The 22,967-nt window shown below is 60.7% G+C and carries 17 protein-coding genes and 1 pseudogene; 13 read left to right on the forward strand and 5 right to left on the reverse strand.

Annotated elements, in window-relative coordinates:
- The first annotated feature begins 160 nt into the window (after positions 1 to 160).
- The 4 genes from NTD84_RS08725 to NTD84_RS08740 all read left to right on the forward strand — a co-directional run bounded on the left by NTD84_RS08725 (position 161) and on the right by NTD84_RS08740 (position 4,751).
- Positions 161 to 1,096, forward strand: coding sequence for an ABC transporter permease (locus NTD84_RS08725; protein WP_262164747.1), 936 nt, complete (start codon positions 161 to 163; stop codon positions 1,094 to 1,096).
- Between the two features lie 31 nt (positions 1,097 to 1,127).
- Positions 1,128 to 1,919: an ABC transporter permease gene (locus tag NTD84_RS08730; protein WP_262164748.1), complete on the forward strand. Its 792-nt coding sequence runs from the start codon at positions 1,128 to 1,130 to the stop codon at positions 1,917 to 1,919.
- Between the two features lie 5 nt (positions 1,920 to 1,924).
- A complete protein-coding gene (locus NTD84_RS08735) occupies positions 1,925 to 3,004 on the forward strand; it encodes an ABC transporter ATP-binding protein (protein ID WP_262164749.1) in 1,080 nt (359 codons plus the stop codon).
- A 157-nt stretch (positions 3,005 to 3,161) separates the two neighbouring features.
- On the forward strand, positions 3,162 to 4,751 hold the full coding sequence (locus NTD84_RS08740; RefSeq protein ID WP_262164750.1) for a GMC family oxidoreductase: 1,590 nt from the start codon (positions 3,162 to 3,164) through the stop codon (positions 4,749 to 4,751).
- 139 nt (positions 4,752 to 4,890) lie between these two features.
- Here NTD84_RS08740 and NTD84_RS30010 read toward each other — a convergent pair whose 3' ends face one another.
- From NTD84_RS30010 to hisD, 3 genes and pseudogenes are all read right to left on the reverse strand, one after another.
- Complete coding sequence (locus tag NTD84_RS30010; protein ID WP_410017338.1) at positions 4,891 to 5,646, reverse strand: methyl-accepting chemotaxis protein; 756 nt, start codon at positions 5,644 to 5,646, stop codon at positions 4,891 to 4,893.
- Positions 5,647 to 5,748: 102 nt separating this feature from the next.
- Positions 5,749 to 7,005: pseudogene (locus NTD84_RS30015) on the reverse strand (HAMP domain-containing protein); the annotation flags it as partial.
- A 182-nt stretch (positions 7,006 to 7,187) separates the two neighbouring features.
- Entirely contained in the window at positions 7,188 to 8,471 is a 1,284-nt protein-coding gene (hisD, locus tag NTD84_RS08750) for a histidinol dehydrogenase (RefSeq protein ID WP_262164752.1), read from the reverse strand.
- Positions 8,472 to 8,867: 396 nt separating this feature from the next.
- On the opposite strand from hisD, the gene NTD84_RS08755 reads away from it, so the two are divergent.
- From NTD84_RS08755 to NTD84_RS08765, 3 genes are read left to right on the forward strand one after another with little or no spacing between them, the layout of a single operon-like run.
- On the forward strand, positions 8,868 to 9,593 hold the full coding sequence (locus NTD84_RS08755; RefSeq protein ID WP_262164753.1) for a ThuA domain-containing protein: 726 nt from the start codon (positions 8,868 to 8,870) through the stop codon (positions 9,591 to 9,593).
- Positions 9,590 to 11,377 carry a thiamine pyrophosphate-binding protein gene (locus tag NTD84_RS08760; protein ID WP_262164754.1) on the forward strand — a complete coding sequence of 596 codons (1,788 nt, stop codon included), beginning with the start codon at positions 9,590 to 9,592 and terminating at the stop codon, positions 11,375 to 11,377. Before NTD84_RS08755 ends, NTD84_RS08760 begins: the two co-directional genes overlap by 4 nt.
- A gap of 17 nt (positions 11,378 to 11,394) precedes the next feature.
- Positions 11,395 to 12,999 (forward strand): GMC oxidoreductase, encoded by a 1,605-nt coding sequence (locus tag NTD84_RS08765; RefSeq protein ID WP_262164755.1) that lies wholly within the window; start codon positions 11,395 to 11,397, stop codon positions 12,997 to 12,999.
- Positions 13,000 to 13,114: 115 nt separating this feature from the next.
- Here NTD84_RS08765 and NTD84_RS08770 read toward each other — a convergent pair whose 3' ends face one another.
- Both NTD84_RS08770 and NTD84_RS08775 read right to left on the reverse strand, forming a co-directional pair.
- A complete protein-coding gene (locus NTD84_RS08770; protein WP_315975563.1) occupies positions 13,115 to 14,215 on the reverse strand; it encodes a LacI family DNA-binding transcriptional regulator in 1,101 nt (366 codons plus the stop codon).
- 56 nt (positions 14,216 to 14,271) lie between these two features.
- Positions 14,272 to 15,399, reverse strand: a complete 1,128-nt coding sequence (locus NTD84_RS08775) for an MFS transporter (RefSeq protein ID WP_262164772.1) — start codon at positions 15,397 to 15,399, stop codon at positions 14,272 to 14,274.
- Positions 15,400 to 15,705: 306 nt separating this feature from the next.
- Between NTD84_RS08775 and NTD84_RS08780 the strand changes: the two genes are divergently transcribed.
- From NTD84_RS08780 to NTD84_RS08805, 6 genes are all read left to right on the forward strand, one after another.
- On the forward strand, positions 15,706 to 16,998 hold the full coding sequence (locus tag NTD84_RS08780) for an MFS transporter (protein WP_315975564.1): 1,293 nt from the start codon (positions 15,706 to 15,708) through the stop codon (positions 16,996 to 16,998).
- Positions 16,999 to 17,126: 128 nt separating this feature from the next.
- Positions 17,127 to 17,822: an SDR family NAD(P)-dependent oxidoreductase gene (locus tag NTD84_RS08785; RefSeq protein WP_262164758.1), complete on the forward strand. Its 696-nt coding sequence runs from the start codon at positions 17,127 to 17,129 to the stop codon at positions 17,820 to 17,822.
- An 84-nt stretch (positions 17,823 to 17,906) separates the two neighbouring features.
- Positions 17,907 to 18,926, forward strand: a complete 1,020-nt coding sequence (locus tag NTD84_RS08790; protein ID WP_262164759.1) for an AraC family transcriptional regulator — start codon at positions 17,907 to 17,909, stop codon at positions 18,924 to 18,926.
- Positions 18,927 to 19,065: 139 nt separating this feature from the next.
- Positions 19,066 to 20,307, forward strand: coding sequence for a sterol desaturase family protein (locus tag NTD84_RS08795; protein ID WP_262164760.1), 1,242 nt, complete (start codon positions 19,066 to 19,068; stop codon positions 20,305 to 20,307).
- 3 nt (positions 20,308 to 20,310) lie between these two features.
- Entirely contained in the window at positions 20,311 to 20,865 is a 555-nt protein-coding gene (locus NTD84_RS08800; RefSeq protein WP_262164761.1) for a hypothetical protein, read from the forward strand.
- Positions 20,866 to 21,000: 135 nt separating this feature from the next.
- Complete coding sequence (locus tag NTD84_RS08805; RefSeq protein ID WP_262164762.1) at positions 21,001 to 22,953, forward strand: DUF1302 domain-containing protein; 1,953 nt, start codon at positions 21,001 to 21,003, stop codon at positions 22,951 to 22,953.
- Positions 22,954 to 22,967: the final 14 nt, after the last annotated feature.

The following is a 22,967-nucleotide window of genomic DNA, read 5'->3' on the forward strand; positions in this document are numbered from 1 at the left end:
GAGAGTGCGTGTTTTCGGGCACGCGCTCCTCTGCTCGATGGAGGCGATGGAATGGCCTGTCGATGCCGTTCGTACGGTTCAGAAAAAGCACACGTCATACCGTGCCGGCGCTCGCCAAAGCGCCCTCGTCATCGAAACAAAAAGCAAAGGCAAATTCATCATGAACGTAGTCAACAATAGCGAGCCCATCATTCTTGAAGAAAGGGATTCGCAGACCGGTAAACGCGTGAAAATCGACAAGAAAACCCTGAGCGGGTACTGGCTGGCGTCGCCTCCACTGCTGTTCCTGGTGGTGTTCTTTCTTATTCCGTCGGTGTTGCTGCTGGTCGCCAGTTTCTGGACCGCCAAGACCTTCAGCATGGAGCCCGCCGCCACGCTGGCCAACTACGCGAAGGCCCTGAGTGCCACCGGGTTTTACGACTCGCTGTGGATCGCGCTGCAGAATGGTTTCTGGACCGCCATTCTGTCGACAGTCATCAGCGCCCCGGTCGCCTATTACATTGTTTACCGGACCCGCTCCAACGCTGTGCTGTACCTGGCGTTGATCTCGTGGTTCTCCAGTTACCTGGTGCGGGTCTACGCCTGGCGCTCAATCCTCGGCACCAACGGCGTGATCAACTCGACGCTGATGCACCTCGGGCTGGTCGATCAACCCCTGGACTGGCTGGTCTTCAGCAAGTTTTCGGTGGTGCTGACCCTGGTCCACATCATGCTGCCGTTCACCCTGTTGCTGCTGGTCTCGGGCCTGCGCGACATCAAGAAGGATTACCTGGAGGCCGCCGCCGATCTGGGCGCCAGCGGTTCCACCATCCTGTGGCGGGTGATCATGCCCATGGCGCACAAGAGCATCGTCAGCTCATTCATGTTCACCTTCGTCCTCGCCGCCAGTGACTACGTCACGCCCCAGCTGCTGGGCGGCAGAGACGCGATGACCACCGGCCTGGTGATCGCCAACCAGTTCCGCTCAGTCGGCAACTGGCCGCTGGGAGCGGCCATGGCTTACCTGCTGCTGATTGTCTTCATGCTGGTTTATGCGCTGCTGCTGGGCGTTTTGCGGGCCGCCAACCTGGCGCCCGGCAAACGCTACCACGACTGAATGCCGCCAATAAAAACGCAAGGTGACCGCCATGATCAGACTCTTCACGTACGTTTACATGCTCTTCCTCTACGCGCCCATCGCGATTATTGCGTTGTTCAGCTTTCATTCGTCGGCCTCGTTGTCGTTCCCGTTCGAAGGCTTTTCCACGCAGTGGTATGAGGCGCTGTTCAGCAGCGCGGACTTCATGACGGCGCTGACCAACAGCGCCATCGTCGCCGCTGGCTCGGCCCTTCTCACCACGCTGCTGGGGACGTTCTCGGCACTGGCGCTGATGCGCATGAAAGGTCGCGTCAAAAGCGTGTTCGCTTTCATGAACTTCGCCCCGATCGCCCTGCCCGGCTTGTTCCTGGGGATCGCGCTGGTGATCTTCTTCTCGCTGATTGGCCTGCCGCGCTCGCTGCTGACCGTCGTCATCGGCCACACGCTGTTTACTTTTCCGTTTTTCGTCGAGTCGGTGCGTTCCCGCCTGGAGTACTTCGACCTGTCGTTCGAAGAGGCCGCCCGTGACCTGGGGGCTTCACCGCTCAAGGCGTTCTGGCTAGTGACACTGCCGATCATCGGCCCAACGATCGCCGGTGCCGCGATCCTCGCGGTGGCGCTGTCCATGGACGAATTCCTGATCACCGTGTTCGTTACAGGCAGCGACACCACGCTGCCCCTCATGATTCTTTCGATGATGCGCCGCGCCGTCAGTCCAACCATCAATGCCGCCTCGGTATTCATGCTGGTCGTGACCATCGCCATCATCGTCATCGCCGGCCTGGTCATGACCCTGCGCCGTCGCCGCCTCGAACTTGAACGTGCTGAAACTGCAGAGTAATCGCCATGACCAACAGTATTGAACTGACCGGAATCTCCAAGAGCTACGGCAACCTGACCGCCCTGGGCAAAGTCGACCTGACCGTTAAGCGTAACGAAATCCTGACCCTGCTGGGCCCGAGCGGCTGCGGCAAGACAACGCTGATGCGCATCATCGCCGGCTTCGAAGAACCGACCACCGGCAAAGTGGTGATCGACGGCAAGGACTCCACATCCCTCGCGCCAGAGCATCGCCCGGTGAACATGGTGTTCCAGAAGTACGCGCTGTTCCCACACCTGGACGTGTTCGATAACGTGGCGTTCGGGCTGCGCCTGAAGAAAAAACTGAAAGACGAGATCAAACGCGAAGTGACCAAGGCACTGGAGCTGGTCCAGCTGGAAACCTTCAAGAATCGCTGGATTTCCGAACTCAGCGGCGGGCAGGCGCAACGCGTCGCGCTGGCACGGGCCCTGGTGAATCGTCCTGCTGTGCTGCTGCTCGACGAACCACTGGCGGCGCTGGACCTGAAGATCCGCCATCACATGCTCAATGAGATCAAGCGGATCCACGAAGAGACGTCGACCACCTTCGTGTATGTGACCCATGACCAGGATGAAGCGATGATCCTGTCCGACCGCGTGGTGCTGTTGAACAAGGGCGGCATCGAACAGATCGGCGGGCCGCAGGAGATGTACTGGTCTCCACGGACGTTGTTCGCTGCGAAGTTTTTCGGTGATACCAACATCGTCAACGGCACTTACGGGCTGGGTGAAACCAGCAATGGGTTTGTCGACCTGCCGTTCGGTCGTTACGCGCACACCGCCAGGAACAGCCTGGGTGCCGGGCCGGTGAATGTGTCGATCCGTCCCGAAACCATTGGCCTTGAGCCTGCACTGGGCACGCCGCTGGCCGATGGGGCGTTTGTCGGTAAAGTGAAAGACACCTCGTTCATTGGTAACCGGGTCATCTATCGGGTGGCGGTTGCTGGTGGCACCCTCGACCTCAAATGCCAACAATTGCCAACACCGGGTAGTCACGCACTGCCGCCTGGATCGGATGTGGCGCTGACCTGCAAACCGGACAGTTTTGTGGTGATGCCAGCTTAAACACCGCTCTCCTGTAGGAGCCAGCATGCTGGCGATGGTCGTCAACGATAACGCGGGGTATCTGATAGCCCGCGGTGCGCTTAAGTGCATCGCGAGCAGGCTCGCTCCTACAGGTGTCGGGTTATCCGTAGGATTTTATTCAGGGCGGTATATAGCAGTGGTCGACTTCATCGTGGTTGGGGGCGGGTCAGCCGGGTGTGTCCTGGCGGCACGCCTGAGCGAAAATGCGCAGGTTTCGGTGGTGCTTCTCGAAGAGGGGCCGAGGGACACCCACCCGTTCATCCATCTGCCGGTCGGTTTCTATAAGACCAGCCAGGGCAATCTGGTCGAACGTTACCCTTGGGAACCACCAGCGGACTATATCGGCGCAGCCAACCCGAGCATGGTGCAAGCACGCGTGCTCGGTGGCGGGAGTTCCGTCAATGCCATGGTGTACCTGCGTGGGCAACCGGCCGATTACGACTGTTGGGCGGCGAATGGCGCAGAGGGCTGGGGCTACGAGGACGTGCTGCCCTACTTCAAGAAATGCGAGACCAACGATCGGTTCAGTAACGATGCGCACGGCACCGAGGGTCCGCTCGGCGTCAGCGATCAGCGCTACACCCACCCGCTGACCAAGTTCTGGCTGCAAGCCTGCCAACAGGCCGGGCTGCCCTACAACGCCGATTTCAATTCCGGGGTGCAGGACGGCTGCGGGCTTTATCAGATCAACGCCAGGAATGGCCTGCGATCGAGCACGTCGGTCGCGTACCTGAAGCCGGCGCGCAAACGAACCAACCTGACGGTTAAAACCAACTGCCGGGTCTTGCGCATTCTGGTCGAAAACGGCCGTGCAACGGGCGTTGAATACCTGGAGCAGAACCAGCGTCGGGTCCTCCGGGCCGAGCGCGAGGTCATCGTCAGCGCGGGCGCGATCAACACGCCGAAGCTGCTGATGCTGTCCGGCATTGGTCCCGCCGATCACCTGCGGGACACAGGCGTCGAGGTGCGACATGACCTGCCCGGGGTCGGCCAGAACCTGCAGGATCACATCGAAGTCTCACTGATCAACGAACTGCGCCATCCGTTGAGCTACGACAAGTACAAGAAACCGCACTGGAAACTCGCGGCTGGCTTGCAGTACGCGCTGTTTCGAGGGGGACCAGTGACGTCCAACGTGGTCGAAGGTGGTGCGTTCTGGCGTACGTCGGTGGCCGAGAATCGTGCGGACGCCCAATTCTGCTTCATGGCCGGAGCCGGGGTGGAAGCCGGGGTCGGTTCCGTACCCGGGGGCAACGGCTGCACCCTGAACGTGTGCCAGACCCGTCCGCGCTCGACGGGTGCCGTGACGTTGCGCAGCGCAGACCCGATGGATTTCCCGTCGATAAAACCCAACTACCTGAGCGATCCGTTCGATGTGGAGTGCATGGTACAGGCGACCGAGTTCGGTCGGCACATCATGTCCCAGCGCGCGATGGCCGGGCACATTCTGCGCGAGCACGTCCCCGCCGAACCGTTGCGCACCCGCGGCGATTACCTGAGATTCGTGCGACAGCAGGCGCATGCGGCGCTGCACCCGGTGGGCACCTGCAAAATGGGTACGGACGGGATGGCCGTGGTGGACAACCAATTGCGGGTACACGGGATCGAAGGCCTGCGGGTCGCCGACAACTCCATCGCGCCGAGCCTGTGCTCCAGCAATACCAATGCGCTGGCGATCATGATTGGCGAGAAGGCGGCGGATCATATCCAGCGTGGGCGTGCATAACCCTATCCGCGGCAGCCGCACGACTGACTGCAGGAGCCGGCTTGCTGACGATAGCGTTGCATCCGCCAACATTTATCGCCTGAGCGGGCGCTATCGCCAGCAAGCCGAACTCCTGCAAATGCAGGTGTGCACCGCTTCTTCAAACCCTGAAATTGCTCATCAGTCGTTGCTGCTGGTTCGCCAGGTCATTCAAGGCCTGGCTGATCCGCGCCGACTGATCCGCCTGCGCCACCAATGCCCCGGTCACGTCCCTGATGGCCGAGACGTTGCGGTTCACCTCTTCCGTCACCGCGCTCTGCTCCTCCGCCGCACTGGCGATTTGCAGGTTCATGTCGGTCATGATGTCGATGTTCTGGCTGACATTGGCCAGGGCATCGACAGCCTCCAGCGCCTGCGCAGCGCTGTCATCGGCCTGGCGATGCTGACTTTGCATGGCACTCACGACATCGCGCGTCCCGCTCTGCAGGCTTTCGATCACAGCCTGGATCTCGCTCACTGAATCCTGCGTGCGCTGGGCCAGATGCCGAACCTCGTCCGCCACCACCGCAAAACCCCGACCGGTCTCCCCCGCTCTCGCCGCTTCGATGGCAGCGTTCAGCGCCAACAGATTGGTTTGCCGAGCGATGTTGCGGATCACATCGAGCACGCTGCCGATTTGCTCGCTGCTGTCGGCGAGTTGGCGAACTCCGGCCATGGCGCCGTTCATGTGGTTAGCCAGGGATTGAATGGATTGCGCAGCGGTTTCGATCGTGCCCTTGCAGGATCGGGCCGCGACATCGCCATTGCGCGCTGCGGTTGCGGCCATGGAAGCATTACGGGCGACGTCCTGGGCGGTGGCGCTCATCTCATGCGCGGCCGTCGCGACCTGCTCGACTTCCCGCAATTGCTGCTGCATGCCGCTGCTGGTCCGGGTGGCGATCGACGACGCCTGGTCGGCGGTGGAACGCGTGTCCAGCACGCTCTGGCTGACCTGGGCGATGATCGGCTGCAGCTTGTCGAGGAAGCGATTGAACCAGCCCACCAGCGTGCCCATTTCATCGCGGCGCTCGGCACTCAGGCGTTGGGTCAGATCGCCCTCGCCGTTGGCGATGTTTTCAAGCATTGCGCTGACCCGGCGGATCGGCCGGGTGACGCTCACCGCCAACCAGCCCATCAGCAATGTGCCGGCCAGGGTAACGCCAATGCCGGTAGCCACCTGCACGATGATCGATGTTCGATTGGATTGCTCCAGTACCTGCTGCAACGCCGCGACCGACGCCATCAACGTGGCGCGCGGCACCTCGATCACCGTCATCCACTGGCTGGCGTTGGGGATGGGGGAAAATGGCACGACGAGCATGACGTTCGGATTGCCGCCATCATCGATCACCAGCGTCTTGCCCGACTTCGCATTCTCGAACATGTCAGCCGCCTGTTGCGCAAAAATGTCCATGATGGATTTTCCCAGCGCCGCAGGATCGCCGCTCCTGCCCATGACAGCACCCGCGGCGCTGACAAAGGTCAGTTGCCCCTGCCCCTCAAACAGCGACGCACTCGCTTTTTGGGCGATGTTTTGCAAGCTGCTCAAGGGCAGGTCGATGCTGACCACGCCGAGAAATTTGCCGCCATCCAGCAACGGAATCGCGATGCTCGAGGTCAGGGTTGGCACATCGTTGAGCAGGAACGAATACGGCTCGATCAGGCACGCCTTGCGGGTTTTCTTCGGGCAGTTCCACCACTCTTTTCCGGGGTCGCCGTCGTCCTGCATGTCCTTGTCTTCGAGAATGAAATTTTGCATCGAAGAGACGTATACCCCGAAACGGCCATTGGCGTTGCCGGAGAAGTCGGCGCCGTTGATGTTGCTCGCGTCGGCACCGTCCAGTGCATTGGGCTCGAAGGCGAGGCCCACGCCGAGTATCTCCGGCGTGGTTGCCACCTGCGCGCGAAGCAACCGGTACAGATCGGCCCGCACTTGCTTAGGGGCCAGACCGTTTTGCCGGGCCTGACGGCGCAGCATGACGACCTGGGTCGCCAGTGAGCGAGTGAACATCATGCTGCTGAGAAACCGCTGCTCGATGCCATTGGCCTGGAGGTGCCCGGTGGCGTCCAGGTATTGCATGGAGGCCAGGGACAATGAATCCGTGCTCGACTGACTGACCACGGCGGAGGTGTCGCGCATCTGATGAATCGAAAACCCCACCAGACAGAACACCATCACACACAGGCAACTGCCGGCGGCCAGCGTAATTCTTGTTTTAATCGACAAGGTTTGCATTGCATTGCCTCATTCAAGTCCAGCCTGGAATAACGGGATTTTTTCGAACGGTTCAAAAAAAAGGCTCCCCGAATGGGGAGCCTGAACACACGTGGCAAGACGGTAAGAGTGACCGGCAGCAGCGAGAAACGACCCTTTTTCTCGCCACCCGCTTGCCACGCGCGGCAAATGACTTGACGACCTCAAGCGGATTTCTTGTACCGCCGAATGCGGATGTCCGCCTGCTCCTTGTGCCCGGCAAAACCTTCCATGCCGCACAGACGCGAGCAGTATTCGCCGACCAGCACCGAGGCTTCGTCCGTCAGGACACGTTGATAGGTGCAGGTCTTGATGAACTTGCCGACCCACAGGCCGCCGGTGTAGCGCGCGGTGCCGGTGGTCGGCAAGGTGTGGTTGGTGCCGATCACCTTGTCACCGTAGGAGACATTGGTGCGCTGGCCGAGGAACAGCGCGCCGTAGTTGGTCATGTGCTCAAGGAAATACAGCGGGTCCCGGGTCATGACTTGCACGTGCTCGGAGGCGATCCGGTCGGCTTCCGCGACCAGTTCGTCCACGGTGTCGCAGAGGATAATTTCGCCATAATCACGCCACGCCACCGAAGCGACCGGCGCAGTAGACAGAATGGCCAACTGCCGCTCGATTTCCGCTGGCAGGGTTTCCGCCAGCTCAGGGCTGTTGGTCAGGAACACGGCTGGAGAGTTGACGCCGTGCTCAGCCTGACCAAGCAAGTCGGCGGCGATGATTTCCACATCGGAGCTGTCGTCGGCAATCACGAGGGTCTCGGTCGGCCCGGCAATCAGGTCGATACCGATCTTGCCAAACAGCTGACGCTTGGCTTCCGCGACATAGGCATTGCCAGGGCCGACGATCATATCGACCGGGGTGAAGGCTTCGGTGCCCAGCGCGAACGCGGCAATCGCCTGCACCCCGCCGACGCAATAGATTTCATCAGCTCCCGCCAGGTACATGGCGGTGACGATGGCCGGGTGTGGCTTGCCATCAAACGGTGGCGCTGCGGCCACAACCCTTTTGACGCCCGCCACCTTGGCCGTCAGCACGCTCATGTGCGCCGATGCCAGCAACGGGTATTTACCGCCAGGAATGTAGCAACCCACCGAGTTCACCGGAATGTTGCGATGGCCGAGAATCACGCCCGGCAAGGTCTCGACTTCAACGTCGTGCATGGAAGCTTTTTGCACTTCGGCAAAACGACGTACTTGCGCCTGGGCGAACTTGATATCGCCGATTTCCTGTTCGGACAGACTGGCGACACACGCCGCGATTTCTTCATCGGTCAGACGGAAGGACACCGGTTCCCAGTGATCAAATTTCTTCGAGTATTCGCGAACGGCGGTGTCACCGTTTTTGGCGACGTTGGCGATGATTTGCTCAACCGTCTCGCGGACTTGGGACGCAATCTCCGCTTGAGCTTCGACAGGTTTACTTTTCTTCAGGTAACGAATCATCAATGTGCTCCAGGTGGTTCTTGAGGGCACGCGGCATGCCCTCAGCATTGGCGACCATCTTTTCTCACCCCCCTGCCCCCGGCAATTTCGCAGCGTCCTTATTGATGACGCGATCTGACGCAGCACAGACGCAATGCTGAAGCACTTAAGCCAGCAACTAACGTTATTCGTATAACCCTTTCTTCTTAAAACAGTCCCAGCTGAACTGCATCTGAATTACGCCAGCGCAGGCACTCTGGATTTATCAGGCCAGAAGCCCTCTATATCAACGCCCTCAAGTCGCCCTTCATGAAAATGATCATACAGCCATTGACTTAGCGATTCGGAGTGATAGCTTAAATAAGCGGTTATACGTATAACCTAATAATCACACCCAACTTGAAGAGGTGACCAACCGTGAGTCGAGTCTTGTATCTATTCGGTGGCTGGCCCGGCCATTACCCCTATGAAATTGCTGCATGGGCCCGGACCGTTTTCCAGGAGCTGGATTTCCAGGTTGAAGAGTCGACTGACATCTTCACCCTGGACAGGGACTTGACCGGTTACGACCTGATCGTGATCGGCTGGAACAACGCCGTCACGACGGAAACGCTGACCGCCTCTCAGGAAAACCGCCTGCTCGAAGCGATCGAAAGCGGCACCGGGCTGGTGGGTTGGCACGGTGCGGGTGCGGCGTTCCGCGCCAGCCTCAAGTACCACTGGGTGTTGGGTGGATCGTTTCTCGAACATCCGATGGGCGAAGGGTTTCCCCACCCCTACCAGGTCAACGTCATCGATCACAGCCATGAGGTCACTCAGGGCGTCGAAGACTTCGAAGTGCGCTCCGAGCAGTACTACATGCAGGTCGACCCGAACATTCATGTGCTTGCCGAAACCACCTTCGACGGCAACCCGTTCCCCTGGATCAAGGGCCATCGCAGCCCGGTCGCCTGGGTTCGTCAATGGGGCCAAGGCCGGGTGTTCTATCACTCGATCGGGCATGACACCAGCAACCTCGCCGACCCGAATATCCGCCGCCTGACCAAGCAGGGCCTGAACTGGGCGACCCGCGGGCGTGCCACGAATACCGGGGAAACCGAGCCATCCACTTCCGCTTCATCAACCCAAGGAGTCCTGTCATGACTAAATTGACCGGCAGCCAGATCGTGGCGCAAACCCTGAAAAACTATGGCGTCGAATATGTCGCCGGTATTCCTGGCCACGGGATCTGGACACTCACCGATGCCTTCCTGGAAGAAGACTCGAAACTCAAGTTCATCCAGGTCTTCCACGAGCAGAGCGCGGTGCACCTCGCGGACGGTTACTACCGGGTGTCGGGCAAGCCGATGGCGGCGGTGACCTCAATCGGCGCCGGTGCCACCAACACCATTATTGGCCTCGCCACCGCCTTCACCGACTCCACCAGCCTGATGCTGATCACCGGCGGCCCGCCCACCCACATGCGCGGTCACGGTTTGCTGCAAGAGCTGGAGCGCTACACCGACAACGACTTCCCGAAGATCGCCGAAGCCGTGACCAAGCGCCATTGGGTCGCGACGCGCGTCGAAGAGTTGCCGTTCATGATGCACCGCGCCTGGAGCGCCATGGTCACCGGCCGTCCTGGCCCGGTGCACATTGAAATCCCGATGGACGTGCAAGCCGAAGCGGCCGAAGTGACGCTGCATGACCTCGAAGAACGCACCCCCATCGGCAAGTCATTCCCGGATCCTGCCGCCACGGCCCGTGCGGTTGAAGAGTTGCAGGCGTGCAAACGTCCGGTGCTGGTGATCGGCGGCGGTGTGATCACCGGCGAAGCGCATGCCGAGATCCTGGCCCTGGCCGAAGCGTGGAAAATCCCGGTGGTCACCACCTGGAACGGCAAGAGCGGTTTCCCCGAGGACCACGCACTGTTCGCCGGCAGCGTCGGCCAGACCGGCACGATGTGTGGCAACAAGGTGGCCTCGACCGCCGACGTGATCATCGCCGTGGGCTGTCGCTTCACTGACTGGTCGTCGTCGAGCTACGCCAAGGGCGTGACCTTCGCGATTCCGCCGTCGAAGCTGATTCACATCGACATCGACCCGCACGAAATCGGCAAGAACTACCCGGTGACCGTGGGCATCTGCGCCGACGCCAAGTATGCCCTCGCGGCCATCGTCGAAAGCCTCCAGGGCCAGACTGTCGATCGCACCGAATACCTGAGCGACCTGCGCGGCTATCAGGACGAATGGGAGACCAAGCTGGCCGGTCGTCGTGACTCCGATCGCTTCCCGTTCACCTCGCAACGGCCGCTGGGCGCGCTGCGAAAGGTCTTCCCGCGCGACACCATCGTGGTGGTCGGCTCCGGCAACACTCAAGGCGCGGTCAAGCAGACCTTCCCGGTCTACACCCCGCGCACGCACCTGACCTCGGGCGGGTTCTCGTCCATGGGCTGGGCGGTGCCTGCCGCCATCGGCGCCAAGCTGGCCGCGCCAGACCAACCGGTGGTATGCATCCTCGGCGACGGCGACTTCCTGATGACCTCTCAGGAAATCGCGATCTGCGTGACCAATAACATTCCCGTGGTGTTCATGATCCAGAACAACGCCGGGTACATGTCGATTCGCGGCGGCCAGCGCAAGCAGACCAGTCGTCACATCGGCACCGAGTTCAATCATCCGGATGGCACGCCTTACAGCCCGGATTTCAAAGCGGTCGGTGAGGCGTTCGGCCTGAAATCCTATCGTGTAGAGCGTCCGGAAGACCTCGAGCCGATCCTGCAGGAAGCGCTGGAGCTGAATGCGCCGGTGCTGATCGAAATCCCGACCGATCGCGACGCCGCGGGCCCTTGGGTTCCAGGCTGGTGGGACTTCCCGATTCCTGAGTACATCACTGATGAACGCCAGGACGAGTATCGGGAACTGCGCAACTCCGAACAGCACCTATAAGAACTGGAGCGGCTCACATGAGTGATGCATTGATTTCGCATCATGCAGAGCTGAATCCACAACCGGGGGCGCCGCGTGAACCGCGCGCCCTCGACGTGGTGACACCTGATGCAGATGGCAATATCAACTGTGATGTAGTGATTATCGGCTCGGGCATGGGCGGTTCGACCTTTGCCCACGCCTTGCGCGACAGCGGGCTGGACATTGTGATCGTCGAGCGCGGTGATTTCCTGCCCCGTGAGATTCAGAACTGGAGCGCCGAAGCGGTGTTCGCCGAAGGCCGCTACCGCAATGCCGAACAATGGCTGGATCAATCCAATCAAGCGTTTTCACCCGGTGTGTTTTATTACGTCGGCGGCAACACCAAATTCTACGGGGCCATGCTCCCGCGGTTTCGCGAAGAGGATTTCGGCGAAATTCAGCACGCCGAAGGCGTGTCGCCTGCGTGGCCGATCAGTTACGCCGACCTTGAACCCTGGTACGCGGAGGCGGAAAAACTCTACCGGGTACATGGCCTGGCGGGCACCGACCCCAGCGAGCCCTGGCGCTCGGGGCCTTTTCCACAGCCTGCGCTCAAACATGATCCGGCACTGGTTCCGTTGGAGCAAAGCATGCGGCGCTCCGGGCTCAAACCCTTCGTGATGCCCGCTGCCGTGGATTATGGCGACGGTGGCGGCTGCGTGTTGTGCTCCACCTGCGACGGCTATCCCTGCCTCGTCGATGCCAAGGCTGACGCGGAAGTCTCGGCCCTCAGGCCTGCCCTGCGCAGTGGCACCGTAAGGCTGTTGACCCGTACGACCATCAAGCAATTGAACACCAGCCAGGACGGCCGGACCGTGACCGAGGCACTGGGTGTCATCAATGGTCGGGACGTCACGCTTAGGGCCAAACGTTTCGTCCTCGCGTGCGGTGCGGTGAACAGTGCGGCACTGTTGTTCAAGTCAGCGAACGATCAGCACCCTGAAGGGCTTGGCAACCGCTCGGGGCAATTGGGCCGCAACTACATGGTGCACAACAGCACGTTCATGCTGGCGGTGGATCCACGGCGCCGGAACAAGGTGATCTTCCAGAAAACCCTGGCGATCAACGATTGGTACAGCGCCAGCTCGCACAACGCTTTCCCCTTGGGCAACGTACAGATGCTGGGCAAAATCCGTGAGCCGATGATCAGCGCCATGCGGCCGTGGCTGCCTAAGTTTGCGTCGCGATACATCACCGACCATAGCGTCGACTTGTACCTGACCTCGGAGGATTTACCGACGCAAGAGAACCGGGTCACGTACGACAAGCAACGTGGCGCGATCAAAGTCCACTGGATACCGAATAACCTCAAAGCCCATGAGGGACTGGTGAGCAAGACCAGTAAAGTCATGCGCGATGCGGGCTATCCGGTGATCCTCAAGGCACGCATGGGCATTGCCACCAACTCGCACCAGTGCGGCACCGCCGTCATGGGCAAGGACCCCGCTTCAAGCGTGCTGGATGTGAACTGCAAGCTGCATGACCTGGATAACGTCTGGGTCGTCGACAGCTCGTTCTTCCCATCTTCAGCGGCGGTCAACCCGGCACTCACCATCGCCGCCAACGCCCTTCGGGTCGCAGCAAATTTCAAGCGCCTGTAGCATCGGAAAAACGCAAATCCTGTAGACGCCCGGCTTGCTGGCGATGGTGATCTTGTTGACGCTATCGCCAGCAAGCGGGCTCCTGCAAAGGGCCGCTTGCCCCTGCGGGAAGTTTTCAGGCGTCGGTTGGCGGGAGTTGTTGCGTAGATGTCCGCACGATGAGCTTGGTGGCGAAGATCTTCTGCTCAGGTTCGAGCCGTGTACCGGCCGGTGCATTCAATTGCTCGGTCAGCAGCCGCGCGGCGTACACGCCCTTCTCCACCATCGGCTGGCCAATGGTGGTCAAACCCAGCTGAACCGCCTCAGGAATGTCATCGAAGCCGATCACTGAAAGGGCCTGCGGGACTTTTCGATTCAGCGCGTGCGCAGTTTTCATGCAGGCGATTGCCATGACGTCCGAGCACGCCACCACCGCGGTCACCTCATTGGATGTCAACAACGTAAAGGCCGCCGTTTGCCCGGAAGTCGAATCCAGCCCGCCAGCCTCGATAATACTCAGGTCCTCGAAGGCCAGGCCCGCCGCGCTAGCCGCTTCCACATACCCGGTGAGCCGCTCCCTGACAATGCGCTCACTGGCGCTTTTGAAACGCGCTTGATCAATCGGTCCGCGATAACCGTCGGGATTGAGACGGTCAATGATGATGCCGATCTTGCGATGCCCCAGGTCCAGCAGATGTTGCATCTGCGTCCGGGCGGCACCTCGATCATCGATGCCGACAAAGAACGAGTCGTCCACCAGCGGCGAATCGATGACTACAAACGGAATGTTCTGTTTCACCACCGCCAACACGGCCGGGTGATCATCCGGCAGGGTCGAGATAATCAGACCATCCACCAGCCCGCGCAGGGCCAGGCTGCCGTGATTCTCCGCCTGGGCTCGACCGACCAGCCGGTTGTTATTCAGCGGGAACAACGTCAGAGCGACGTTCTCCAGTTCGCCCACTTCACTGATCCCGCGCAACAAGGCAATGGTGCAGGGGTCGGCGAACGCCAGGGACAGCTTGTCCATCATCATCAGCCCGATCGCGCCGATCTTGCCGGAACGCAAGCTGCGCCCCAGCACGTTGGGCCCCGGATAACCCAGGGAAGCCGCGACCTCGAGGATATGCTCGCGCTGGGCCTGCGACAGTTTGGAGGGGCGATTGTAGGCGTAGGACACCGCCGGCTGAGACACCCCCGCCGCCAGTGCTACATCTTTCATTGAAACGGATGCCATCGCTTGCTTCCCGATCTTTTTGAAAACCCCATGCGAGGTCGTAATAAAACATGCATTCAGTGTAACCGTTGACGGGAACCCTTCGGAACCAGTCGAGTGGCACTGAGCATCACCGCGATCATCAATGACGCTACAGCGAGCAGCGCTGCGGACAGACTCGTCGAGTGAGCGACGAACCCGATAACGGCCGGCCCCATCAGGATACCGAGGTAGCCAAGGCTGGTTGCCGCCGCGATAGCCAATTCACCCGGCATTGTCCGTTGCGCGCCCGCCAGCGAGAGATAAACCGGCGCAATGTTCGCCAGGCCGGCGCCGATCACCGCGAAGCCCAACAGGTTCAACAGCCAGTCCGTCGTCAGCACGACCATCAGAAAACCCAGCATGACCACCAGGCCACCGCCAATAAGCACCACGCGCGAACCCAATTTCAGCAGGATCCGGTCACCGTTCAGTCGCCCCAAAGCCATCATCACCGCGAACGTTGCGTACCCCAAACCGGCAATGGAATGTTCAACCCCGCGGACCTCGGTGAGAAACACCGCGCTCCAGTCGAGAATTGCGCCTTCAGCGAGAAAGGCGAACAGGCACAGCACACCCAGCAGCAGCACCTTGCGGGTCGGCCGGACAAAGATCGGGCTGCCCTCATCGCCGCTTCGCCCCAGCATTTGCCGCCCGGCGGTCAGGACAAACGCGACCAACGCCGCCATCACCGCACTGCTGGCCAGCAGCGGCGTCGCGCCCAGCCATAACAACGCGGTGATACCCGCCGCACTCACAATCGTCCCGAGGCTGAACAAACCGTGAAAACCGGACATGAGCGAGCGCCCGGTAGCACGCTCAACCATCACGCCCTGAACGTTCATCGTCACGTCCACCGCTCCACAGCCTGCGCCGAACACGGTCAGGGCAAACATCAAACCGGCGAATGAATGCGTCGTTGCCAACAGCGGCAGTGTCAGCAAGACCAGCGCGATACCGATATGCATCGTGAAGCGACACCCCTTCCTCGCGTTGAGGATCCCGGCGAGCGGCATCATCACCAGTGAGCCCAGGCCCAGGCACAGCAGCAACAGGCCCAGGGCGCCGTCATCGACGCCGGCCCGGCTGCGAGCATAGGGAACCAGCGGCGCCCAGGCCCCCATGCACAGGCCTGACAGCAGAAACGTAAGCCGATAAGCCGTCATGTCCGGAGTGGCGCACGGCAGTACCAATTCTTGAGACGACACGGAAACCTCAATGTTCGGACAATTGAAGTTATACGTATAACCTAAAACAATCCGTTAGGCCAATGCGTCTTTACAACGCAGCGATGCCGCATCGTGCACAGCAATGGAGCAATTATCTGGCCGACCTGCAACGAGTCTGAAATAAGTTGACAGCCTGTGAGCTGCCAATGTTATTTTTGATGGAGTTATACGTATAACTCTAATACCGCCACCTTCCATATGCACGAACAACCCACAAAAAAACAATAGGGACGATGCAGCGTGATAAACAACCTTCCACGAACACCCATTCCAGCCCGTATTCGCAAGGCGCGTATCGCCACCTTCGTGGGCTTCATGATGATCGGCGCAATGATGTACATCTGGTCGACAGGCGTGAGTGTCTTCAGAGCGCAACTGGGCTTCACCGGGGAATCGGGGGACGCGAACTTCGGCCTGATCGCCCTCGGCGTCGGCGTAGGTTCCGCGGCGGGTGCGCTATGGGTGGGCCGCTTGCTGGACAGCTTCGGTGCGAAACCGGTGATTACCGTGTGTGCCCTCGCCTATCCGCTGTCCATCATTCCCCTGGGTTTCGTCAGCGGTTTCTGGTTCGCCTTGTGCTTCGGTGTCGCACTAGGACTTTTGCGCGGGGCGATGGACACCGCACTGAATGCCCATGGCGTTCAGGTCGAACGTTTCTATCAACGCTCGATCATGTCTGGCTTCCACGCGTTCTATTCGCTGGGCGGTTTTTTGCTGGGCATGGTGTGCAGCTGGCTGACCGGCTTCTACACCGACAGTGTGCAAGTGCCCTACACCGTATTGGGCGTGGCGCTGTTCATCGTGGGTTGTTTCTTCAGTCGCTGGTTGCTGGGCAAACACGATGTACCGCTGCCGTCGTCCAGCGACTGGCAGACCGGCGCACAGTCGCTTGATGAAGTCGGCAAAGGTCCCTCGGCCAAAACCCTGCTGGTCATGATTGCCCTGGGCACCCTGCTCTTGGGCAGCATGATGGGGGAAAATGCGATTGCCGATTGGGGCCAGGAATACATACGCCGAGAGTTCTCGACGACGACGTCGATAGCCGGCATGGCGGTGTCCATCTTTGTCGGCGCAGCGTTCGTCGGGCGTCTTTTCGGTGATCGGCTCGCGGCAGCGTTTGGTAATGCGCGAGTGGTGTTCGGATGCGGGGCGCTGTGCGTGCTCGGGATGATCATCACTATTGTCGGTGGCACCGCGGTCACCGGCATCGTCGGCTATGCCCTGTTCGGCCTTGGCCTGTCCTGTATCGCGCCGTTGATGATCTCCGCCGCGGGGCGCAGGGACCCGAAACACGCAGGCCGCAACATTGGCATCGTCAACTGCATCGGTTTTTCCGGGATGCTCGTAGGCCCCGCCGTTATCACGGTGATCGTCAGTAACTTCGGCTTAAGCAAGCTGATGTTTTTCCCGTTGATCATGCTCGGTTTGCTGGCGACATTTGGCCCATTGCTGATGCGTGGACCTCAAGCTGTTAAGCGCGAAAAGCAACGCACTCAGCGCAACATTGACGCGGCCACTAAAGAAGAGTGCCTCTGAAGCCCCACCGTAACGTTCGTCAGGCCATCCATCTGGCGCAACAGCGCACTCAAGTTGGCGCACTGAGGCATGCCAACGGGTCGCTGGCTCAGTAGCGTGTGCGCACATCAAAAAGAAGGATAGCGTTCATGAATGACTCACTCGCCCGGCGCGTCGTCGCGATCACCGGGGCATTTGGTAATTTGGGTGCAACCCTGGCCAGAATGGCCGCGGCCCAAGGCGCCTGCCTGGTATTGATTGATCAGACTGCCTCGGCGATGCCTTCGTCGCCAACGCGGCTGGTGCTGTCCGGCATCGACCTGACTTCGTATGCCGACTGCGAGGAAGTGGCGCGGCGCATCCATGAGCATTTCGGGCGGCTTGACGGGTTGGTCAACGTGGCGGGAGGGTTTGCCTGGGAGTCCGTGCAAGACGGTGCACCGCATACTTGGGACCGGCTCTTCGCTCTGAACGTGGGTACAGCGTTGAATGCCAGCAAGGCCGTGCTGCCGCTGCTCCTGGAGTCGTCGGCCGGACGCATCGTCAATATCGGCGCCGGCGCTGCGGCTAAAGCGGGATTGGGGATGGGTGCCTATGCGGCGTCCAAGTCGGGCGTCTTACGCCTCACTGAAAGTCTGGCCGAGGAACTCAAGGATAACGGCATCACCGTCAACGCCGTGCTGCCGAGCATCCTCGACACCCCTCAGAACCGCGACGCCATGCCCGATGCAGAGCATGACCGCTGGGTGACGCCGGCACAGCTGGCGGCGGTGATTCTGTTCCTGCTTTCGGACGCGGCGACGGCCATCACGGGGGCCGGCATTCCGGTAACGGGTCGGGTCTGATTCGCAGACGGGCGTCGCTCGCCGTGGCGATGCCCGTGCTGTTAGACTCCGGCTCCCAACCGGATCACCGGATTCCCGTCGCCAATGCGTCCTGCTACCGCCAGTGCAGCTTTCGTCAACCACGTCCTTGATGTCGCCGAGCAGCATGGCTGCGAGGGTGAATCGCTCCTTGCCACAATCGGTTTGCCACGGGAGCGGTTGTCCGACCCGATCCTGCGTATCCCCATGCATCAGCTTAGAGCCCTGCTGGCGCTGTCGGCGTCGATCACCGGCTTGCCGCATTTCGGATTGTTGGTAGGCGCCGCTGTGCGGCCGGGGACCTATGGCGTACTGGGTTATGTGTCGATGACCAGCGCTACGCTCGGCGAGTCGATGAGCATGATCCGGCGTTTCGGCAAGATCGTTTTCGACAGCCCGTCGAGCCAGACGCATATTGAAATCAATGACGGTCGCGTATTGGTGGAGGACCAGCGCATCAGCGAATTGGAGCCCTACTGCGCTTTCCAGCAAGAAGCTGTACTGACAGGGTGGACAGCGTTTGGCCGCTGGTTGATTGCCAGCAACCACCCGGTGCTGGCAGTCACGATGAGGCATCCGGCGATGGGTGATCCGGCCGTCTACGAACGTTTCTTCGGTTGTCCGGTGCAGTTCGGCGCCAAGCGCAACAGCCTGGTATTCCCCGCGTCGATGCTCGCCATGCGGGTACAGGGCGCCGACCCGCGTACGCACAAGAGCCTGCTTCTGGAAGCCACCCTGCAACTGGGCCGTTCCTATGCGCCGCTGTCGGTGATTGGCCGCCTGCGGGCCCTGTTGGTGGAGCAGCTGCCCGGTGGCGACTTCAGCCTCGAAAGCCTGGCCAGCCACCTCGCCATGTCGCCGCGCACGCTGCAACGCAAACTCGCCGTCGAGGGGGAAAATTTCACCCAGGTGCTGGAGACGATGCGCATGGAACTGGCCGACCATCACCTGCGCAGCACCGACGCCAGCATCATGGATATCGCGTTGACCCTGGGCTTCTCCCAGGCCAGCGCGTTCAGCCACGCCTTCCGCCAAGCCCGCGGGATTTCTCCGGCAGATTTTCGCAAGGCGCTTCACAAGCAGTAAAAACGCCTCGTCAAAGGCCGGCCTGATGTCGCGCGCGACATGAAAATTGGCGCCATTCAACATGGACCCTGACGCGCTGGGTCAAGCCCTTGGATGAGGATCGGGTTAGCTTCCTTGCTACATAACAAGGAGGCAGAAAATGCCCAATGCCATCGTCTATGCGATCCCCGCATTCTTCGTGTTGCTGTTGCTGGAGTTGCTCTGGAGTTTCTGGCGACGCCGCCAGACCTTTGCCTTGAGCGACAGCCTGTCGAGCATTTCCCTCGGCCTGGGCGGCCAGGTGCTGAACATCTTCGCCAAAGGACTCAACATCGGCATCTACTTGCTGGCGTACAAGTACCTCGCGCTTTTTGAACTGTCCCCCTCGCAGTGGTGGGTATGGGCCATCGGCCTGATCGGCTACGACTTCTGCTACTACTGGCATCACCGCATGGGCCACGAGACCAACCTGGTCTGGGCCTCGCACGTCGTGCATCACTCCAGCGAAGAATTCAATTACTCGACCGCGATGCGTCAGACCAGCACCGGTTTTTTCACCAACTGGTTCTTTTACTGGCCGCTGGCACTGATTGGTTTGCCACCGCTGGTGTTTATCGTCAGCGGTGCCGTGGTGCTGGGTTACCAGTTCTGGATTCACACACGCCATATCGGCAGCCTTGGCTGGTTCGACTACTGCTTCGCCTCCCCATCCAATCACCGCGTGCATCACGGCCAGAACGACTACTGCGTGGACCGCAACTACGGCGGTGTGCTGATGCTGTGGGATCACCTGTTCGGCAGCTTCGCCAAGGAACGGCCGGCGCAAGAAGAGCCGATTATTTATGGCATCCATGGGCAGCTCAAGACCTTCGATCCGATCAAGGCAAACCTGCACAAATACCTGGGTCTGCTGGAGGATTTTCGTCTCGCCGACAACTGGCGCGATCGCCTCAAACTCTGGTTCGCCCCGCCTGGCTGGCGGCCCGCCGCCGCCCATCGCCTCAAGCCGCATCCGCCCCATGACATCAGCGCCTTCCGCATCTACCGGCCGCGCATTTCCAATGCAACCGCGCTCTATTGCCTGTTGCAGATGGCGCTGATCATGCCGCTGGGGATGGGGTTCATCGCCTTCGCTTTCCAGCTCAGCCTGCCTTGGCAACTGCTCGGCGCACTGTGGGTGCTGGCTTCGCTGTGGGTGTTGGGCCGCACCCTGGAAAACGCGCCAGGCAATGGTCGTTGGCAGGTGCTGTGGCTTTGCTCGCTGGCCATCCCGGCGGCCATCGCCCACCTGCAATGGGGCCTGCCGATCGCCTGGGTGGTGACGCTGTTCAGTGTCGCCAGCCTGGTGCTGCTGGGTACGCTCGTGCGTTCGCTGCGCCGTCCATTGCCATTGGAGGTGTGATTGATGACCAGCGTGATCTGTGAGCTGTTGTTGTGCATGGCGAGTATCTGGGCCGGCGCTGTCAGCCTTAAGGACCGCCAGGGTTGGCGGACGGCGGGCTTCCTGTTGATCGCGACGACCGCACTGCTGGGTGCCCTGGTGTACGCCCGGCTGGAGCAGTTTCAGCCGGTGCATCAATTCATGTCGGGCGTTTCCGCACGCCTCGCCTTGCTGTTGATTGCCGTGGGCGGCCTGTACCGCATGTCGCATCGGCTGCTGCTGGTGGCTGCCGCCGCCGTGATGCTGTGGGTCCCGGAGCAATGGGCGTTGGCCGGCAATGTGATCGCGCTGATCGCCATCGCCTGGCCGGGTCGATCGCGACGCTGGCCGTTGGCGCTCATGGGCGCGCTGCTGTTCATGTTTGCCGGGCTGGTGGTTGGTGTCCGCGGTGACTGGCATGGCATCGCCCGGCAGGACATCTACCACCTTACGTTGATGCTGGCTGCGCTCTCCTGGGGGATGGCGCGGCTTGTCAGTCAAGGACCGCAGTCGCGCTTGCCAGCGCCCCTGGCCGACTGACGGCGATCTCTGTCGATTGGAGGAAATCATCACGGCGTGAGCGCAGCACGCCGCATCGCAATCTACTTCCGGGCGCCAAGGCGGCACACCGGCTAATGACGCAAACAATAATAATCAGTCGTTGGAGCAGTTCAGATGGAAAGCAAATCCCGCAAGCGCAGCTTGCACGCCGGGTCCGCCCTCGCCTGCGTCTTCCCGTTGTTACTCAGCGGACAGTCCAAAGCCGCCGAATTCAGTTTCCTCGACAATCAGGTCACCGGATCACTGGACACCACGGTTTCCTATGGGGCGCTGTGGCGCGTGCAAGGCCAGGACAAGAGCAACAATGACGTCAACTCGAACGACGGCAACCGTAACTTCAGTCCCGGCCTTGCCTCACAGGTCTACAAGATCACCTCCGACCTGGGGGCGACCTACCAGAACTACGGCCTGTTCGTGCGCGGGTCAGCGTTCTACGACACGCAGATCATGGACAAGCGCAACAACTTCTACGACCACAACACGCCCCCGCAGCCGAGCCAGTCGTATCCGCAGGACGATCATTTCACCCAGCAGACCCGCGACGTTGCCGGCAGTCGCGCGGACATCCTCGACGCCTACGTCTATGGCAACTGGGACATTGCCGAGCACCCGGTGACGGCGCGCCTGGGCCGCCAGGTCTTCAACTGGGGTGAAGGCCTGTTTTACCGGGGCGGGGTGAACACGACCAACCCGGTGGACTCATCGAAATTCCGCCTGCCGGGGGCCGAGGTCAAGGAAGTGCTGATGCCGGTGGAGGCGGTCAGCTTCAACATCGGCCTGACCGACAACCTGTCGATGGACACGTTCTACCAGTGGAACTGGAAGGAAACCCGCCTCGATCCCGTGGGAACGTTTTTCTCCGAAACCGACCTGTTCGCCGATGGCGGCAACACCGGCTACACGCGTGTCGATGCGTTCTCCAACCCGCGGTTCCAAAGCCTCTACCCGCAACTGGCCGCCAGCCACTTCGCCGGGCTTCAAGGCACCCAATACCTGGATGCCAATGGCTACTTCAAGGTCTCCCACATCGGCCAGGACATCAACGCCAAAAACGACGGGCAGTTCGGTGCAGCCTTCCATTACATCGCCGAGCAACTCAACGCCACGGAGTTCGGTTTCTACTTCGTGAACTACCACGCCAAGGACCCCGTCATCTATGCCGATCTGAACCCGGCCTATGCCGGCGTCAACATGAACCAGATGGCGGGCCTGGGCGGTTTCTCGTCCTATAACAACCTGATCAATGCGGCCGCAGCGGGCAACGCCAACGCGATTCAGACGCTGGGTCTGGTCAACGGTGCGGCGGCGGTGGACCTGGCCAACCAGACCACGGCGAAGCGCGAATACGTTGAAAACATCCGCATGTACGGTCTGAGCTTCAACACCACGCTGGGGGATGCCTCGTTGTTCGGCGAAATTGCCTACCGCCCCAACCTGCCGATCGGCGTGGCCACGACCAATGACCTGCTCGGCGACATGCTCGCTCAGGCCGGACAACTGGTGAGTGGCCGGGCGGTCAACGTCGGCGGGCAGATGGTTTCCCTCGGCGGTCAGGTGCATGACTACGAGCGCGTAGAGGCTTTCAACAGTTCCATCGGCAGCCTCTACAACTTCGGCCCGGCGCTGTCATTCGACTCGTTGATGGGCGTGATCGAGGTGGCGGCCGAGCAGCTACGCGGCAGCAGCCTGAAGTACACCGCCTACGACGGCTCGACCCGCTACTACTCGGGCCGCTCCAACGGCGCCTATGTCTCCGGCTTTGACCGCAGCGATCAGGTCGACCGCAACGCTTACGGCGCCACCGTGATGTTGACGGGCACCTGGAACGACGTCGTCGCCGGCATCAACCTCTCGCCCTATGCCGTCTACAAGGACGATTTCAGCGGCAACTCCTACCAGGCCGGTAACTTTATCGCCGGGCGCAAGGCCTACACGCTGGGGCTGAAGGCCAGCTACATGAACAGCCTCGAGGCGGAATTGCAGTACACCGAGTTCTATGGTGCCGGGCAGGAAAACGCTGCGCGTGACCGCGACAACGTCGGCTTCAACGTCAAGTATTCCTTTTGAATTCACGGAGAAAC

It is taken from the genome of Pseudomonas sp. 14P_8.1_Bac3, assembly GCF_025466085.1.
Lineage (GTDB): Bacteria > Pseudomonadota > Gammaproteobacteria > Pseudomonadales > Pseudomonadaceae > Aquipseudomonas.